This window comes from Alienimonas sp. DA493, assembly GCF_043951915.1.
In the GTDB taxonomy this organism is placed as follows: domain Bacteria; phylum Planctomycetota; class Planctomycetia; order Planctomycetales; family Planctomycetaceae; genus Alienimonas.
The window spans coordinates 44271-62600 of sequence record NZ_JBINJD010000011.1; the positions used below are offsets into that span (position 1 = coordinate 44271).

The following is an 18330-nucleotide window of genomic DNA, read 5'->3' on the forward strand; positions in this document are numbered from 1 at the left end:
CGCTCACTCACCCCCGTTCCGCCCGCTGATCCCCCGATGATCGCCCCCGTCACCGCCGCCCCGCCCGCCCCGCCGCAGACGGGGAAGAAGCCGGACGCCCCGATCGCCGTGATCGGCGGCGGCTTGGGGGGCCTGGCCGCCGCGGCGACGCTGGCCGCCCGGGGGTACAAGGTCACGCTGTTCGATAAGAACCCCTGGCTGGGCGGGAAAGCGGCCGTCTACGAGGACGGCGGCTACCGGTTCGATATGGGGCCGACGATCCTCACCCTGCCGACGGTACTCAAGCGCATCTTCGCCGAGGCCGGGAAAGACCTCGCCGATTATTGCGAGATCGTCCCCCTGGACCCCCAGTGGCGCTGCTTCTTCGACGAAAAGGCCGGCGGGGGCGTGCTGGACCTCACCGCCGATCAGGCGGCGATGAAGAAGAACCTCGACGAGTTTACCGGGGCGGAAGACTCCTCGGAGGGCTACGCCGCCTTTCTGAAATACGCCAAGCGGCTCAACGACGTCTCGGACCGGTTCTTCTTCTATAAGAACGTCGGCGGGATCCGGGACACGCTCAAGCTCGGCGGGATGTTTAATTTGGAAACGCTCGGCGATTTGCGGGCGTTGAAGATGGGCAAGAGCGTCGCCGACACCGTCCGCAGCTACGTGCCGGACGCCCGCGTCGCCCAGATGGTCGACCACTACACCCAGTACGTCGGCAGCGCCCCGGATCAGAGCCCCGCGGTGCTCTGCGGGATCGCCGATATGCAGACGACCGGCGGCGTCTGGTATCCCATGGGCGGCACCCGGGCCGTGCCGGAGGCGTTGATGAAGTTGGGGGAAGAATTAGGCGTCGAGTATCGGCCCGGCACGCACGTGACCGAGATTACTCGAGAGAACGGCCGGGTGACGGGGCTTAGAACCGCCGACGGACAGACGCACCGCTTCGCCGCGGTCGTCTCCAATTCCGACACCGTCCGCACCCACCGGGAGCTGCTGGACGGTCCGGACGCCGAGAAGTTCCTCAAAAAGGACCGCGAACCGGCGTGCAGCGGCGTGGTGCTGTATCTCGGTCTCAAGAAAAAATACGACCACATTCTGCACCACAACTTCGTGTTCAGCCGGGACCCGCACGAGGAGTTCGAATATATTTACCGCAAGGGCGAGCCGGCCCCGGACCCGACGGCGTACGTCTGTGCCCCGTCCGTCACCGAGCCCGCCGTCGCCCCGGAGGGGGGCGAGGCCCTGTACGTGCTGGTCCACACCCCCTACCTGCGGCCCGGCCAGGACTGGCGGGCGATGTTCCCGGAGTACCGCCGGACGATCCTCGAAAAGCTCAAGTCGACCGCGGGGATGGAGGACCTGGAGGACCGGATCGAGGTGGAGCACCACCTCACGCCGCAGGATATCCACGACCGGTATCACGTCCTCAACGGGGCGATCTACGGCCTCGCCAGCCACGGGACCTACTTCGGCGCCTTCAAGCCGGCCAACCGCAGCCCGCGGGTGCCGGGGTTGTACTTTGCCGGCGGCAGCGCCCACCCCGGGCCCGGCATGCCGATGGTGATGATGAGCGGCTGGACCGCCGCCGACACCCTCGACCGCGACGGGGTGGTCCGCGCGTGACCTCCGCTCCCGCTCCCCCGCGTCAACGGCGGGTTTCCTTTCAGGGAATATATTGATGGAGGCGTGAAGACCTCCGGCGTCGATTCGCCGGATTAGGACGTTCCTCCCAGCCGAATCAGGCGTGCGTCGCTGTTGCAACAGGGGCGTTCCGGGGGCGGCGGGGTCGATTCTTTACGGGGAACTTACGGTTTTTTCTTCAACGTCGAGGGCGAGTCGGGCATACTGAACTCGTCCGGCGGCGACGGAGCGACCCGGCCGACGGCCTTCCCCCTCCCCCGCCCTTCCGTGTCTTCCTCGCCGTCCCCGTCCCCCTCGCAGCTGGCCCCGCGGTCCGGGCGGCCCGCTCCCGTTGAACCCGGCGCCGAGTCGCGGTGGGGTCGGCTGGAACGGCTGGCCGACCGGTTCGAGGAAACCTGGGGCCGGCCGGGGGCGAAGTCGATCGAGGCGACGCTCGCCGTCGTCTCGGCGGAGGACCGGCTGGAATTGCTGCACGCGCTGATCGCCGTGGAGGCGGAACAGCGCCGGCAGGCCGGCGAGCGGCCGCACCCGGCGGACTACCTCGGCCGGTTCGACGACCTGTTGGACTCGGGGCGAGACGAGCGGAAGCCGGCGCTGACGGAGGAGGAGGTTCGCGGGCTGCTCACGCCGCACCTGCCGACGACGCTCTGTCCGCACGACCGGACGATGAACGAGGGCAGCTTCGGCGCCGCGGTCCGCGTCGGCCGCCGGGCCGAGGACCCGCCGTCGCTGCCGCCGCACCTGCAAATCGAGACCGGGTACGGCTCCGGGGGGCTGCTGGGCCGCGGGGGCATGGGCGCCGTCTGGGCCGCCCGCGACTTCCGTCAGCTGACGGAGGGCCGGCGGCCGCGGCCGGGACGAATCGTCGCGGTGAAGGCGCTGTTGCCGGGCGCCGCCGCGAACTCCCAGTTGCTGGCCCGGTTCGCCCGGGAAGCGGCGATCCTCCACGCCTTCGGCGACCCGGCGGTGCCGAAGTTCTACGAGTACCGCCCCCCCTCCGCCCAGGCGGACGCCCACATCATCACGGATCTGGTCGTCGGCGAAACGTTCGAGTCGCTGCTCGAATCGCGGCGCCGGTCGGGACGCGCCGGCTGCGACGCCCGCGGGACCGGCAACGGCCGGCTGCGGATGTTCCGCAAGGCCGTCGCGGCGGTCGCCCGCGGCCACGCGATCGGTCTGATCCACCGGGACCTGAAGCCGTCCAACATGATGGTGCGGGTCTCCGACGAGCAGGGCCGCCGCCGGGTGTTCCTGCTGGACTTCGGGATGGCTTTCATGCCGGGGCTGCCGCCGGACCCCTGCGACGAGTACGGCCGCCTCGCCGCGGCCGCCCTTGAGGACGGGACCGACGACTCCGAGTTCCTGCACACCCCTGCCCGGAAGCTGAACGCCCCGTCGACGTCGCAGATCGAGACGGACACTGTGGGCTTCACGGTCTTCGACGAGGCGACCGTGCCGCCGCCCCCCGACGCGGTCGCCGGCGACGGCTCGGGCGACTTCGTGGAGGCGCCTCCGGCCCCGCCCGGCCGCCCGCTGGGCGCCACCCGGGCCCTGGACGGCCGCACGGCGACCCGCACGCTGATCGGCAGTCTGCCGTACATGGCGCCGGAGCAGGCCCGCCGCCACCGGGTCGGCCCGACCGCGGACGTCTACAGCCTCGGCCTGATCCTCGTAGAGATTCTCACCGGCGAGCAGGCCCGGGACGTGTCCGAGGCCGATGCGGTGATCGAAAAGGCCCGCAAAGGCGACATCGACGCGGCGATCGATCGTTTGGGCCTGTGCGCCGCCCGTTCGGAGCTGATCGAACTGGCGTTGCGCTGCGTCCGCTACGACCCCCGACGCCGCCCCGCCGACGCGGGCGAACTGCTGGCGGAGCTGGACGCCCTCAGCGTGCGGGACCCCAAGTCCGGCGCCCGCGCCTGGGACCCCCGCACGGTGGCTCGCTGCCGCGGGCGCCGCAACTTCGTCACGGGCTCCCGCGGACGACTTCGCGCCGCGGTCGGCTCCGCCGCCCCCGCCTCGCCCGGCGCCTGGCTCAAGGCGGCGGCCGAAACGCTGTTCAGACCGCCCCGGCGTCCCGCCTGAGCGTCGCCGCCGTCGATTTCTTCGGACGAACCGGGGCCCGGGGGCGCCCCCGCGTCCCAGCGGCGGGCGGCGGGGGTCTCGACCGCACGGTCGCCCCTCGATACAGTCCCGGGCCGCGCCCGCGTCGCCCGCGGCGCTGGAACCCCGCCGGAATCCCGCCGCCCCGGAGGTTCGCTCCGCGCGTCGCCCCCCCTTCCGTTTCGCACCGACCCGTCCGATGGACCCGCGTTTCATCCGCAACTTTTCCATCGTGGCTCATATCGACCACGGCAAAAGCACGCTGGCCGACCAACTGCTCCTCAAAACCGGGGCGATCACGGAGCGGGAATTCAAAGAACAGCTGCTCGACGACCTGGACGTCGAAAAAGAGCGGGGCATCACCGTCAAGGCCCGCACCGTCGCGCTGAAGTACAAGCATACCGACGGCGAAATCTACGAACTGAACCTGATCGACACCCCCGGGCACGTCGATTTCCATTACGAGGTCTCCCGCAGCCTCGCCGCCTGCGAGGGGGCGCTGCTGTTGGTCGACGCCTTCCAGGGCGTGCAGGCCCAGACCGTCGCCAACGCCTACGCCGCGATCGATCAAAACCTGGAGATCATCCCGGTCGTCAACAAGATCGACCTGCCGGTCACCCGCATCGACGACGTGCTGGAGGAGGTGGAAAGCGTCCTCGGGCTCGACCCGTTCGGCGCCGTCCGCGTCAGCGCCAAGAAGGGGCTGAACATCGAAGACTGCCTCGCCGCGATCGTGGAGCGGATTCCCGCCCCCCAGGGCGACCCCGCCGATCCCCTGCGGGCGCTGGTGTTTGACAGTAAGTACGACTCCTACAAGGGCGTGTTCACCTACATTCGGGTGAAGGAGGGCACGGTCAAGAAGGGGGACAAGATCCGCTTTATGAAGGGCGGGGACGAGCACGACATTATCGAGATCGGCCAGTTCGCCCCGCTCCGCAAGGAGTGCAAGCAGCTCGGCCCGGGGCAGGTGGGCTACCTGCTGACCGGCATTAAAGAGCTGGACAAGGTCACCATCGGCGACACCGTTACCCACGCCGAACGCCCGGCCAAGGAGGCGCTGCCGGGCTATCAGAAGCCCAAGCAGATGGTCTTCTGCGGCATGTACCCGATCGACGGCCGGGACTTCGAAAAGCTGCGGGACGAGATGCAGAAGCTCGCTCTCAACGACAGCAGCTTCTCCTATACGCCGGAGACCTCCGACGCCCTCGGCTTCGGCTTCCGCTGCGGCTTTCTGGGGATGCTCCACATGGAGATCATCCAGCAGCGCCTGGAGAGCGAGCAGGACGTCGACCTGATCCAGACGGCTCCCAACGTCACCTACGAGATTGAGGAGCGCTCCGGGGAAGTCTACAAAATCGACAACCCGCAGGACGTGCCCGACGCCGGCGTGATCGAGGAGTTCCGCGAGCCGATCGCCCGCGTGAACTTTATCCTCTCCAAGGAGCATATCGGCCCGATCATGCAGCTCTGCGCGGAGCGCCGGGGCGAATACAAAACGACCGAGTATCTCGGCCCGGACCGGGCTCAGCTGACGTACGAACTCCCGCTGGCGGAGATCGTCTACGACATGTACGACAAGCTGAAGTCCGTCACCAGCGGCTACGGCACGATGGACTACGAGGTGATGGGCTTTAAGCCGGCCGACTTGGTCAAGATGGACATTCTCGTCAAGGGCGAGCGGGTCGACGCCCTCGCCACCATCGTCCATAAAATGAACGCGGACACCCGCGGCCGGCAGCTGTGCAAGCGGCTCAAAAAGGAGATCAGCAAGCACCAGTTCGAAATCCCGATCCAGGCGGCGATCGGCGGCCGTATTATCGCTCGGGAAACGATCAGCGCCCTGCGGAAGAACGTGACGGCCAAGTGCTACGGCGGCGACATCACGCGGAAGCGCAAGCTGCTCCAAAAGCAAAAGGAGGGCAAAAAGCGGATGCGCCAGTTCGGCAGCGTGGAGATTCCCCAGAAAGCCTTCCTCAGCGTGCTGAGCACGGATGAGGATTGACCTCGGCGGCGGATCCGGGGCATGTTGAGCAGCGCCGTTCTGCGGTACAGCATGAGAAGCGTTCGCCCCGCCCTTTCTCCGCCTAGCACCCGTGCCGCTGTATAGAATCGCTGACGACCGCTTCGACGGCCTGACCCGCACCACTTTTGCGGAGGCCGGCGTCACCGAGCGAGGGCATCTGCAACGGTTCCTGCGGGAGCGGGCCGACGTGTTCGACCCGGACCTCCTGCTGCTCGCCGAGGAGTTCAGCGATTGGGCGGACAGCCAACGTCGGGTCGATCTGTTGGGCGTCGACCGCGACGGCACCTTGGTCGTAATTGAGTTGAAACGCGGCGCCGGGGAGCACATGGAACTTCAAGCGTTGCGGTATGCTGCAATGGTGTCCGACATGACGCTGGACCGGGCGGTCCGGGCGTTCGCCGCCGGCCTCGGCCCAAACGACGAGGCCGACGCCCGCGAGGCCCTGATGACTCACCTCGAGAGTGATCGCGAGGAAGATTTTGCCGGAGACGTGAGGATCGTTCTGGCTAGCGAGACGTTCGAGACGGAAATCACCACGACGGTGCTTTGGCTCAACGCACAGGGGTTGGACCTGCGGTGCGTGGAGATGACAGCGTATGACGACCCGTCGGGCGGGGTGCTGCTGGACGTCCGACAGGTGATCCCGCTGCCGAGCGAAGAGCGGTATCGGGTGCGGGCGAAGGCGAAGCGGGCCGCCGAGCGGGCGGATCGGGCCGGACTAACCGAGGCCGAAGAGCGACGCCGAAGGTTCTGGCAGCGGGTCATCGAACACGCGAACGAGCGGGAAGCGATCCCCTCGCTGTTCATGACGAAGGGCGGGACGCCGAAGCGGCCGAACCGGGGCTCGCAGCTCTCGCACAAGCCGGGCACGGTCGCGGGACTGGATTGCTGGGTCGGCTTGGAAGTCGACGGGAGTTCGGCCGTTTACCCGCGGGCTTTCGTCAGTGACGCGGCGGACGAGACGCCCGCCGCGTTCGATCAACTGACGCGGGCGGCCGACCAGATCGAGGCTGCGTTCGGCGAGCCGCTCGGTTGGGATCCGAAAGACGGAAAACGAGACTGCATCGTCGCCGGCCCGAAGGTGTCGGGGTCTGCGGAGGTACAAGCTGACTGGGACGATTTGATCCCGGCCGCGGTCGACGCCCTCGTCAGATTTCACGCGGCCCTTCTGCCGCATCTAGATAGTGCGGTTGAGAGTGCGGACCGCTCGGGGGGCTAACGTCCCGCGATCTCTTGCACGACAGCGTGTCGGACCGGCGGATACAACTCCGGCGTCGCTGTCAGCGCACCGTCATCCCGACACGTCCCGACGCTTCCAGAACAACGTCAGGGCCGCAGGCAACAGCACGAGGTCGCCGATCAGGGCTGCGAACAGGGTGACGCACGTCAGTTCCGCGAAGCGGCGGGTGGGGACGAATTCGCTCCACAGTAAGACTGAGAGGCCGGCGAGGATCAGGCCGCTGGTCAGCACGATCGCCCGGCCGCTGGCGGCCAGGGCCCCGGCGACGGACTCCGACACGGAACGGCCCGCGGTCCGTTCCTCCCGGAAGCGGGCGAGGAAGTGGATCGTGTCGTCCACCGCCACGCCCAGACCCACGGCGAACACGATCGCGTTGCCGGCGTTCAGGTCGAGCCCCCGCAGCCGCATGTAGCCCAGCGTGAGGATCAGCGGGGTGAGGTTCGGGATCATCGCGATCAGCCCCGCCCGCACGCTGCGGAACAGCAGGCCGATCACCGCGAAGATCACCCCCGTCGCCCCCGTCAGCCCCCACAGGAAGTCGCGGATGAAGCGGTTCATGCCGACAGCGTTCACGTAGCCGTCCCCCGTCAGCCGCCAGGAGATCCCGTGTGGGTTGCGGACCGGGTCGTCCGGCGGGAACCGCTCGTTCAGCAGGGTGCCCAGCCGCTCCGAGAGCCGCAGCGTCGCCGCAGTGCCGACGTCCGCGACCCGCACCACCACCCGGCCGGCGGAGGCGTCTGCATTGAGGAAGGGGGCGAGCGAGCCGGGCGCCGCCCGCTCCAGCAGAGCGCCGGCCTGCCGCAGGCGTTCCGCGGCGTCGGGACCGGCGGGGGCCTCGGCGAGAACCGTCGCGTCCCGGGCCACCCCGGCGAGCGTCCGCTGGTACAGGTCCGGGTAGCCCCGCACGCTGAGGACCCCCGGCAGCGTGCGGGCCTCGGCGGCGAAGCTCAACACGTCGGCGTAGACCGCCGGGGCCAGCAGCTCGCCGGGGCCGTTCCCGTTCTCCGCCTTCGCTTCCTCCTCGGCGGCGAACAGCAGGACCTCGACGGCGATCACCCCGCCCAGATCGCGTTCCACCCGACGGACGACGCGGGCGGCGGGGTGGGCCTCGTCGTAAGTTTCCAGCATCCGCGAATCGACCGACAACCCCCGCCAGCCGACGCCCCCCGGCAGCGGGAGCCCGGCCGACCCCAGCGCCCCCAGGCCGGACGCGACGACCGCCGCGGCGCCGAGGCCCAGGGCGACGGCGGGGTGACGGGCCGCCCACCCGCCGACCGGAACGGCCGGGTTCCAGGCGAGCCGATCCCCGGCCGGCCGCGGCGGTCGGCAGCGCCGGGCCAGCGCCCCGAACGCCGCCAGCGTGGAGAAGCCGAGGCAGACCAGCCCCGTCGCCGCCTGCACGGCGAGGGCCCGCACGGCGTCGCTGTTGGCGGTCAGCAAGGAGCCGAAGCCGATCGCCGTGGTGCCCAGCGTCAGGCCGACGGCGGGGGCCATCGCGACGAACGTTCGCTTCGCCGCGACGGCCCGGGCGGGGCGCCGTTGGGCGAGCGGGGCGGCGGCCCGCTCCGGGGTTTCGGCCGCTTCCTCCGCGTACCGGGCGAGCAGGTGCACCGCGGCGGCGAACCCCACGACGGTCAGCAGCACCGGGAGCACGTTCGCCAGGATGCCGAACGTCGTGCCCCCGACGGCCAGCAGCCCCGCCGCCCAGCTCAGCCCGCAGGCGACGCCCAGCAGCGGCACGACGACGCCGATCGTACGGCGGAAGGCGAGGGCGAGGGCGAGCAGGAACAGCCCGCCCGACAGCGGGAACAGCCACTCGGCGTCCCGCTCCAGCCCGTCGACGATCGCCAGCCGCAGCGCCGGCATGCCGCCGACCTCCGCCGAGAGCCCGGCCGGCGGGGGATCGGCCCGCAGGCGGGCGTTCACCGCGTTCACCGCCTCCCGCGTCTGCGGGGCGGCGCGGGCCTCCGGGGCGAGGATCGCCAGCACGGCGGCGGTGCGGCGGTCCGGGGAGACCAGACCCTCCGCCCGGCCGTCGGCGAGCTGCTCCCGCACCCAGGCGGCCTCCAGCGGGGTCGGCGGCACGTCCGCCCCGCCCGGCACGAGGGGCACCGTTTCGTACTCGCCGAAGTTCGCCAGGCTCAGCCGGCCGGTTTGCAGCGTGGGCAGGCCGGCCACGTCGACGACGTGCGGCAGCTTGGGGAGGGCCGCGACGAGCCGTTGCTGCCAGGCGAGGGCTTCGGCGCTGAGCACCCCGGGGGCGTCGTCGGCGGAGGCGCCGGGCGGGCGGGGGCGGTCGTCCTTGAGGAGGACCAGCAGCACGGCGTCCTCGGCGCCGAACCGTTCCCGGGCGGCCTCCATGTCCGCGGCGAGGTCGTCCCGGCCGGCGAGCACGCTTTGCGGGGAGAAGTCCGCGTTCGCCCCCGTCGCCGCCCAGCCCCCGACCGCGGCGAGCAGCAGCATCGCCGCCGTCGTCCAGGCGGGCCGGGCGGCCAGCCGGTCGTAGATCCGACCCAGCCAACCCTCCCCGAGCGCGTCTCCCGAGTCCTGCCCCGCCCCGCTCAAAAATTCGGCCCCGTCGCGGGTCGGGGGGCGTTGCCGCGGGGCGTCGCGGGCTTCGAGCCGACCGGCAGACCGGCGACGGCGACCTCCTCGCCGGGGCCGAGGTCGACTCCGGCGCCCAGCCCGTCGGTCGCCGCGGCGGAGCCGGCGGCGGGGGCGAGGTCGGCGGCGTCGACGACCTTCCAGTCCGGCACCCGGGGCCGTTCCAGCACGACGGCGGAGGAGCCGGTCCGGGCGTCCCGCTCCCCGCCGGCCGGGCCGGGGGGGCCGTCGCCGAGCGTCGGCGGCGGGGCGTAGGCGGTGGCGAAGGCGTTGGCCGCGCCCCAGACCGTCGCCCCGCCGGCGGTCAGGGCCACCCGACCCGGCCCGCCGGGCGGGGGCGGCAGGAACAGGCAGCGCTCCGTCAGGGCGACCGCCGCGGGGGCGTTCCCGTCCCCGCCGGAGGCGTCGAATACCGGGCCGCCGGCGGAGATCGTGCAGCGGGTCAGGGCGACGGCGCCGCCGCCCTCCGGGGCGAACCGCACGGCCGGCTCCGGCGTGACCAGCCCGCAGTTCGTCAGGGCGATCCCGCCGCCGTCCGCCTCCAACAGCCCCGCGGCCCCCTCGCCGAGCAGCAGCGTGCCGGTCAAAACCGCCGCCCCGCCGCGGACCCGCACCGCCGCGGCGTCGCCGGAGCCGGCCCGCAACTCGCACCGCCGGACCACCGCCAGCGCCGAGGGGCCGTCCGCGGCGATCAGCGGACCGGCGCCGGTGCGGTCCTCGCGGGCCTCCAGGGTGAGGTTGATCAGTTCCAGCCGGCCGTCCTCCACGGCGAGGGTGGGGGCCCTGCCGGCGGCCGTGGAGGCGGTGATCAGCGGCGTGTCGCCGTCCTCCTCGGCCCTCCCGACGATCCGCAGCGAACGGCCGACGATTTTCGCCGGTCGCAGCCGCACCCGCCGGCCGCCGGTCACCAGCAGCGTCGTGCCGTCCGGGTGGTTCTTCGCCAGTTCGTCGTCGAGGCGGAGGGCGGTCGTCTCCACGACGGGGGCGTCGGGAAACAGGCGGGACCACGCCGCCGGGTCGTCCGGCAGGCGGCGACCGGCCTCGCCGCGGGCCGCGACGGCCGGGGCGGGCAGGCTCCACCCCGTCGGGGCCGCACCGGGGGCGACCTCCAGTCCGGCGGGCGCGAACCGGGCGGGGTCGAGGGCGGCGAAGTTCGCGATCGGCTCCCCCTCCCAGCCGGCGGACCGGCCGGGGGCCTCCAGACTGGCCGGCGGGGCGAGCCCGGCGAGGGCGCCGCCCTGCACGGTCCACTTCACGTCGGCCTCCGGCGGGGAGAGCAGGGGGACGCCCTCCACGCCCGGCGCCGCTCCGAAGGCGCACCCGGCGAGCGTCACCGCCGGCGGACCTCCCGGTCCCGGCGGGACGACGACCGCGGCCTGTCGGAACACGCCCACACAGTTGACGAACCGGGCGGAGCGCCGGGGGGCCGACGGCTTCGCGGTCGCATGCACGCCGGCGGAGACGGCGGTGCGGTAGGCGATGAAGTGCACGGCCCCGCCGCGGGCGGCGGGCCGGTTCCGGCGGGCCGCGCCCTCGGAGGCCGTGGCGTCCGGCGGGAAGGCGACGGCCGGGCCGTCGCCGCAGGCCAGCAGGCAGTTTTCCGCGAACAGGTCCGCGGGTCCGCCGGCGAGGCTCACGCCGGTCAGGGCGTTTCCTCGGAGGATCGTTCCGTCCAACAGCACGTGCGCAGCGGTCGCACCGCCGCCGGCCGCCCGGACCGCAACCGCCGGAGCGTCGCCGCGGTCGGTCACGGAGCCGCCGCGGAGAACGGCGGTCGCCGCGGCGGCCTCGATCAGGGCGGGCGTCGGGCCGTCGCCGGCGCGTTCCGGCAAGACGATGTGCAGGTTCTCCAACGTCAGCGAGCCGCCCCGGGCCCGCAGCCAGCCGGCGGCGCCGGGCGGCAGGGCGGCGGCGTTGACGATTGGTTCGTCGCCGCCGCCGGCCCGCAGCCGGACGTCCGCCCCCTCCGGCAGGTCGAGCCGAGGGAGGGTGAACGGGCCGACGCCCCGCAGCGTCACCGTGCCGCCGGCGGCCGGCAGCTCAGCGAGGGCGGCGGCGAGGGAGGCGGCCCGGGGGGCGCCGGTCGGGTTCGGGTCGGCGGCGCCGGCGACGACGGTCACCTCCGGGCCGCGGGCGGCGGGCAGCTCCCCAACCCAGTCCGGGGCGGCGGCGGGGTCTTCCGGGACGCGCTGCGGCGCGGGGCGGTCGTCCGCTTCCCGCACCAGCGTGGCCTCCGCCTTCGGATCGTCGGGATTCGTTGCGTCCGCCGCGGCGCTCGCGGCCGCGGCGGCGGCCTCTCCGGCGCCGTCCCGCGGGCCGTCCACGACGCGGGGCGGACCGCCGAACGCCCCGCTGAACTTCGCCGCCAGTAGAACGGCCCCGATCAATAAGACCAGCACGCCGCCGCCGATCAACGCGTTGCGAATCAGCAGCGGATTCAGGCCCCTGTTGTCCCCCTTCGAAGCGCCGGCCGGCTTGCGGCGGCGGGGGGAGGAGTCGTCCTCGTCGCTGGCGGCGCTCGGATCGGCGACCGGCAGCTCGCCAGCCCGCAGGGCGGGGCGGGCCGCCGGACCTTTCGCGCCGCTGCGTTTCTTCGCCGGGCGGCGGCGGGGGCCGGAGCCGTCCTCGTCCTCCTCTTCGAGGACGTCGGCGGCGGGTCGTTCGCCGGCCGGCGCGGCCGCGCGGTCCGCTTTTTCCCGTCGCGTCCGCCGTTTCTTCCGACCGCGACGGCTGGTGGGGAGGTCCTCCGCCTCGTCCTCGTCCTCCTCGTCTCCGCCGGCGAAGCGGGCCGCGGCCTCGGCTTCGTCTTCCTGGTCGGCGAGCAGCGCTGCGACGTCCTCGTCGTCGTGGCTGTCGGCCAGGTCCTTCAGCAGGTCGCTGCTGACCGATCCCCGGCGTCTGCGGGCCAGTTCGAGGTCGTCAAGGAACTCCTGCGGCGTGGCGTAGCGGTCCGCCGGGTTCTTCGCCATCGCCCGCTGGAGCACCGCGACGTAGCTGTCCGGGATGTCGTCGTGCAGGCTCCGCGGGTCCGGGATCGGCTCATTGTCATGGGCGGACAACTTCGCCGTCAGCGAGTCCCCGGGGTAGGGGATGCGGCCGGTCAGCATGTGAAACCAGGAGCACGCCAGCGAATACAGATCGCTGCGGACGTCGGCGTTGCGGCTGTTCTTGGCCTGCTCCGGCGCCATGTAGTCCACCGTCCCCACGGTGTACCCGGCGCGGGTGATGCCGCCCTCGGCCTCCTCCTCCACCGCCCGCGCCAGCCCGAGGTCCGCCAGCACCGCGGAGCCGTCCCGTCGAACCATGATGTTCGACGGCTTGATATCCCGGTGGACGATGCCCTTTTCGTGCAGGTGGACGAGAGCCTCGCCGATCTGGCGGACGAGGTCCGTGGCCCGTTTGTGGGGAAGCCGCTCCCGGGTCTTGAGCAGGCGGTCGACGTCCTTGCCGTCGACGTACTCCAGGGCGATGTAGAGGGCCCTGTCCGTTTCCCCGCTGTCGAAAACCGTGACGATCCCGGGGTGGTGCAGGCGGGCGGCGGCCCGGGCCTCGCTGCGGAAGCGGGCGATCAGGTTGGCGGGCATGTCCGGCCGCTTGGGGAGCACCTTCAGGGCGACGGTGCGGCCCAGCTCCACGTCCTCGGCCAGATAGACCACCCCCATTCCGCCGGCCCCGAGCTTCCTGACCGGGCGGTACTTCCCGAGCTGCTTCGGCGGGGCGGCGTCTGCCATGGAGGTCTGTGGGAAGAAGGGGGACCGAACAGATTACCGCGCGGGGGCGGCCGGGGTATGCCTTGCCGGCCTTTCCCCCGGCTGCGCCGCGGTCGCCGACGCCGTTCTCCCGCCTAACCCGACGCGGCCGACCGGCCTCCGCCGCGGTCCCCCGCCGCCGCGTCGGGCGGGCGGAACCGGACGGTTCCGGGGCCGGCTCAATCGCCCTCCATGCCGAGTTGCTTCATCTTGCGGTACAGGTTGCTGCGGTGCAGACCGAGCAGCTTGGCGGCCTCGCTCATGTTGCCGCGGACGCGATCCACGGCGGCGGCGATGAACTCCCGCTGGAAGTCGCGAGTGGCCTCCGTGAGCTTCGCCTCCCCGCCGGCGCCGGCCGTGCCGGGGCGGCCGGGGGCCAGCAGGAAGGTGAGCTCCGCCGGTTCGACCGTGTCGCCGTTGCCGAGGTAGACGACCCGCTCGATCGTGTTCCGCAGCTCCCGGACGTTGCCGGGCCAGGCGTGGGCCTGGAGCCGTTTCCGGGCTTCCGCCGACAGCCGCGGCAGCGGCCGGCCGGCCTTGGCGGCGAACGTGGCGAGGAAGTGCTCCGCCAGCGGGATCACGTCCTCCGGCCGTTCCCGCAGCGGCGGGAGGTGATGCGTGACCACGCCCAGCCGGTAGTACAGGTCCGCCCGGAAAGACTTGTTCGCCACCTTCTCCGCCAGATCGGCGTTGGTCGCGGCGACGACCCGCACGTCGACCGGGATCGGCTTCGATCCGCCCACCCGGGTGACGACGCGCTGCTCCAGGACCCGCAGCAGCTTGGCCTGTCCGCCGGGGCTCATGTCGCCGATCTCGTCGAGGAACAGCGTGCCGCCGTCGGCCAGTTCGAACTTGCCCGGCCGGGCCTCGCGGGCGTCGGTGAAGGCGCCGCGTTCGTGGCCGAACAGCTCGCTTTCCAGCAGCGACTCCGTGAGGGCGGCGCAGTTCACGGCGACGAACGGGCCGTTGGAGCGGGGGCCGCGGTCGTGCAGGCAGGTGGCGACGACCTCCTTGCCGGTGCCGGACTCCCCGGTGACGAGCACCGGCAGATCGGTCGCGGCGAGGCGGTTGACGGTGTCCCGCAGCGTGGCGACCGCGGGCGACTCGCCGATCAGTCGGATGCGGCCGTCGGCGGCGTCGGCGGCCCGGGCGGCGGCGGCGTCCCGGCTGCGGACCAGCGCGTCCCGCTCCGTGGCGTTCGCCAGCGCCGAGGCGGCGTGCGGGGCGAGGGCGGCGAGGATCTCCTCGTCCAGCGAGGTGAACGCCCCCTCCGCCTTGTTCATCGCCTCGAACACCCCGATCGGCGCCCCGCCGGCCGGCGAGCCCGGCGGGTACAGCGGGACGGCCAGCAGCGTGCGGGTCTCGTAGCCGGTGCGGTCGTCCACCGCGGCGGCGACGCGGGGGTCGTTCGCGGCGTCGGCGACGCGGGCGGGCTCCCCGCTGTGGAACACCTCCCCGACCACGCCGGCGTCGGCGGGGATCGACAGTTCGCCCCCCTCCACCCCCAAGGCCGGGCGTCCCACCAGTTGCCCGGGGCCGGTCCGGCCGCCGCCGTCGCGGTCGGAGGCCGGGTCCGGCACGTGCAGGAAGATGCTGGCCCGGTCGCAGTCGAGCAGGTCGCAGGCGGCCGAGGCGAGGGCCTCCAGCAGCGGGCCGGACTCCTTCACCGCCGACAGCCGGGCCGCGGCGGCGGCGAGGCGCTCGAACCGGGCGGCCCGGCCGGCGGCGTTCTCGGCGGCCCCGGCGCCGGGCAGCAGGGCGGCGAGGCAGCGGATCGCCGCCCAGGCGCCGGGCAGGTCGGTGGGATTGAGCCCGCGGCCGGTCAGCACGGCGATCGGCAGCGCCGGCGCCCCGCCGGGCAGGATCATCGTCGTGCAGGTCTCGTCGTCCCCGGCGGGCACGAGGCGGGCGGCGTCCCGGTCCAGGCAGTCCGCCAGCGTCTCCCGCGGCGGGAGCTCGCCGTCCCGGCCCCAGGAGCTGCCCGGGCGGAAGTGCGGCGGGGGGCCGATCAGCACGGCGGCCCGGGCGCCGACCGCGGCGGCGATCTCCGGCAGGGCGGCGGCGGCGAGGGCGTCGGCGCCCGCGGCGTCCCCGTCGGTGCGGCGGGCCAGCGCCCCCGCCGCCCGCGCGAGGGCGGCGGCCGGGGCCAGCGCGGCGTTGCGGTCCAGGGCGGCGGCCGGCAGCACGGCCGGCGGCCGGGGAGCGCCGCCGGATTCGCCCGGCGAGCGGCGCGTCTGGGAGATCGTGGCGGAGTCGGCGGTCATCGAAAGGCGACGGTAGCGGTCCGCCCCGCGTCTCGCACCCGGAGCGGGAACGTCCCCGCCGGTCCCCGTCCCGGCCGCCCCGCCGGCGTCCCCCCGAGCCCTTCGAATCGCGTTCCTCCTCGCCTTTCCCCCGCCGCGGACGGCGCCGGCGGCGCTCCCGCGGACCGCTGCGGTGGCAAAGTCTGCGCATTGATCCGGTCGGTTCGGCGGCGACCATGCGACCGGCCGCCGCGGCCCGTCGCGGCCGATGCCGTGTCGGTCCGCTCGCCCCGTTTCGCCCTCGCCCCGCCATGGCCTCCACCCCCGCGGCCCTGCTGATCGCGGCCGCGGCGTCGCTGCTCCCGGCCTCCTTCGCCCCGGCCCCGTTCGCCCCGGCCCCGGTGGAGCGGGGGCGGATCGAACCCGCGGCGGCGGACGGCCCGTCGCTCGCCGACGTCTTCCCCGGCAGCGTGCCGGCGGCGGTCGACCGCTACGCCTTCGCCCCGCTGGGCGAGGACTGGGCGGGCTGGGGCGAGGCGACTTCCCGGGCCGTTACCACGCTGTACCGCACGGACGCGTCGGCGGCACGGCAGCGGACGGCGATCGCCGTGCTGCGGAGCGCCGTCCGGCAATTGGAGGACGCGGCGGACGAGCGCCGGTTCGCCCCGCTGCGGCCCGCCCTGCGGGAGGTCCGCGGCCCGCTGGAGCGGCGGACGCGGCTGGCGGCAGCGACGCTGGACGCCCTCGCCGCGGCGCAGAAGACGCCGCTCGACGTGGCCCGCGAGGGGGCGAACGCCCGGCTGGACAACGCTCTCGCCACGCTGCGGGCGGACCTCGCCGCCATCCCCGGCGGGGAGCGCTGGTTGCCCGTCGCCCGGGCCGACCGGCTGGAGGCGATCGCCGCGGGGCGGGACGGGGAGAACGCCGGGCGAATCCTGACGGCGGTGGCGAACGACCTTGCCGACCCGACCGTCTACGACGCGGAGCAGGCGGAATTCCTCGCGCGGCCGGCGTGGCGGCGGTTGGCGTCGGCGGCGGCGGTCCGGGCGGCGCTCGCCCCGGCCGGCAGCGGCGCCGACGAATCGCCTCGGGCGCTGGACGCGGCGACCGTCGCGCTGCGGCAGTTCGTGCAGGCGTTCGAGCGGTACGAGGCGGACGCCACTGACGAGGCCGCCCGCGCCCTGACCGGCGCCGCCGCGGATCTCGCCGCCGTCGCCCCCTCGGCCGCGGAGCCGATCGCGGAGTTCGTTGAAGACCTCTACGACGGCGACAACTACCGCGTGGCCGTCAGCGAGGGCTTTCTGCGGCGGTTCGTCGCCCAGACCCGGCGGGAGACCGGCCCGGTCTCGGACGTCGCCTTCGGCGCCCGGGTGCGGGGCGTGCAGGAGACCGTCGTGGATGTGGACGTCGACGTGAAGCCGGAGGTCGGCGCCGCCCGTTTTGAGGTGACCCTCAACGGCGTGGCCCGCACCGACACCATCGCCCGCACCCGCCAGGCCCGCGTCTCCACCGCCGGCCGGCACCGGTTCGTCGCCAGCAAGCCGGTCGTCTACGACGGCACCCGGTTCCGCACCGGCCGGACGCGGGTGGACGTCGACCCGTTCCTCCAAAACACCGCGATCGAGACCGCCTACGACGACCTCGCCGGCGGCCTGCTGCGGGAGGTGATCCAGCGGGAGGCGTTCGCCCAGGCCGGCCGCCGCCAGCCCGCGGCGCTGGCCCGCGTGGAGCGGCAGCTCGAGGGGGAACTCCGGCCGCAGCTCGACCGGCAGCTCGACGAGCAGTTCGACGTGGTGAACCTCCGGGTCGGCGGCCTGTTCCGCCGCCGGGCGACCCGGCTGGGCGTGGCTCCGTCGCGGGAGACGATCTCCAGCACGGAGCGGGAACTGCGGGTCTTCGGGCGGATGTCGAACGAGGAGGAACTCGCCGCCCCGGCCCCGCCGCAGCGGCCGTATGTGGAGGACGGCGTCGTCGTCCAACTCCACCAGAGCGCCCTGAACAACAACGCCGACCGGCTGGACCTCGCCGGGCGGACGCTCACGCCGGACGAGTTGGGCGGGGTGATCCGCGAGTTCTTCGGGGAGCTGTTCGGCCGCACGATCCCGGCGCCGGAGCCGGCGGAGCCCAGCGTGGGCGAGGAACCGCCGCCGACGCTGACCTTCGCCTCCGCCGACCCGATCCGGGTGCGGTTCGCCGCGGACTCCGTGATCCTGACGGTGCGGGTCGGCCTGAAGGCTCCGCCGAAGGAAGACGGCACGCCGGGCGAGGACGTGCCGCCGCAGCGGGTGTCGATCCCGTTCGCCGTGAACCTCACGGAGGCCGGCGACCTGGAACTGACCCGCGGCAGCCTGTCCGTCGCCCCGCTGGGCCGGCCGGAGAGTCGGTTCCGCCAGCAGGCGATCGCCCGGGTGCTGCGGGCCCGGCTGGGCGACGCGATCCCAGAGCAGTCCGTCGTCCCGGCGAACACCGTGGTGGCGACGGACTCCCAGACCCGCATCAAACTGCGGCTGGCCTCCCTCCAACTCGCCGACGGCTGGGCGACCGCAACGCTGCGGTAGGGGCCTCCCGGTTCGCCGTCGCCGCTAGGCGGCGCGATTCACCCTCAAAGTGCGCCGCCTAGTGCGTCCCGTGGTTATCTCTAGCTGTAGCCGCAGTGGCGGAGGTAGTTGCGGCACTGCTCGGGCGGGAACAAATCCAAGACCTGTCCGCACAGCTCCCACAGCCGGTCGGTGGTGCGGG

Annotated in this window: 8 protein-coding genes; 5 read left to right on the forward strand and 3 right to left on the reverse strand. The window is 73.1% G+C overall.

Features of this window, described 5'->3' with window-relative positions:
* Positions 1-36: 36 nt before the first annotated feature.
* The 4 genes from ACG2DA_RS03050 to ACG2DA_RS03065 all read left to right on the forward strand — a co-directional run bounded on the left by ACG2DA_RS03050 (position 37) and on the right by ACG2DA_RS03065 (position 6974).
* On the forward strand, positions 37-1611 hold the full coding sequence (locus ACG2DA_RS03050) for a phytoene desaturase family protein (RefSeq protein WP_395253992.1): 1575 nt from the start codon (positions 37-39) through the stop codon (positions 1609-1611).
* A gap of 285 nt (positions 1612-1896) precedes the next feature.
* Complete coding sequence (locus ACG2DA_RS03055; protein ID WP_395253993.1) at positions 1897-3714, forward strand: protein kinase; 1818 nt, start codon at positions 1897-1899, stop codon at positions 3712-3714.
* A 217-nt stretch (positions 3715-3931) separates the two neighbouring features.
* Complete coding sequence (gene lepA, locus ACG2DA_RS03060) at positions 3932-5734, forward strand: translation elongation factor 4 (RefSeq protein ID WP_395253994.1); 1803 nt, start codon at positions 3932-3934, stop codon at positions 5732-5734.
* A gap of 91 nt (positions 5735-5825) precedes the next feature.
* Entirely contained in the window at positions 5826-6974 is a 1149-nt protein-coding gene (locus ACG2DA_RS03065) for a hypothetical protein (RefSeq protein WP_395253995.1), read from the forward strand.
* A gap of 72 nt (positions 6975-7046) precedes the next feature.
* On the opposite strand, the gene ACG2DA_RS03070 is transcribed toward ACG2DA_RS03065, so the two are convergent.
* From ACG2DA_RS03070 to ACG2DA_RS03080, 3 genes are all read right to left on the reverse strand, one after another.
* Positions 7047-9458 carry an RND family transporter gene (locus tag ACG2DA_RS03070; protein ID WP_395253996.1) on the reverse strand — a complete coding sequence of 804 codons (2412 nt, stop codon included), beginning with the start codon at positions 9456-9458 and terminating at the stop codon, positions 7047-7049.
* A gap of 98 nt (positions 9459-9556) precedes the next feature.
* On the reverse strand, positions 9557-13330 hold the full coding sequence (locus tag ACG2DA_RS03075; RefSeq protein WP_395253997.1) for a protein kinase: 3774 nt from the start codon (positions 13328-13330) through the stop codon (positions 9557-9559).
* A gap of 197 nt (positions 13331-13527) precedes the next feature.
* On the reverse strand, positions 13528-15612 hold the full coding sequence (locus tag ACG2DA_RS03080; RefSeq protein ID WP_395253998.1) for a sigma 54-interacting transcriptional regulator: 2085 nt from the start codon (positions 15610-15612) through the stop codon (positions 13528-13530).
* A gap of 290 nt (positions 15613-15902) precedes the next feature.
* On the opposite strand from ACG2DA_RS03080, the gene ACG2DA_RS03085 reads away from it, so the two are divergent.
* Complete coding sequence (locus ACG2DA_RS03085; protein ID WP_395253999.1) at positions 15903-18149, forward strand: hypothetical protein; 2247 nt, start codon at positions 15903-15905, stop codon at positions 18147-18149.
* The last annotated feature ends 181 nt before the right edge of the window (positions 18150-18330 follow it).

Excerpts from the sequence above, each read along its gene's own strand:
- lepA (WP_395253994.1), top strand. The coding sequence starts at position 3,932 with ATGGACCCGCGTTTCATCCGCAACTTTTCCATCGTGGCTCATATCGAC.
- ACG2DA_RS03085 (WP_395253999.1), top strand. The coding sequence starts at position 15,903 with ATGGCCTCCACCCCCGCGGCCCTGCTGATCGCGGCCGCGGCGTCGCTG.
- ACG2DA_RS03080 (WP_395253998.1), bottom strand. The coding sequence starts at position 15,612 with ATGACCGCCGACTCCGCCACGATCTCCCAGACGCGCCGCTCGCCGGGC.
- ACG2DA_RS03070 (WP_395253996.1), bottom strand. The coding sequence starts at position 9,458 with ATGCTGCTGCTCGCCGCGGTCGGGGGCTGGGCGGCGACGGGGGCGAAC.
- ACG2DA_RS03075 (WP_395253997.1), bottom strand. The coding sequence starts at position 13,330 with ATGGCAGACGCCGCCCCGCCGAAGCAGCTCGGGAAGTACCGCCCGGTC.
- ACG2DA_RS03050 (WP_395253992.1), top strand. The coding sequence starts at position 37 with ATGATCGCCCCCGTCACCGCCGCCCCGCCCGCCCCGCCGCAGACGGGG.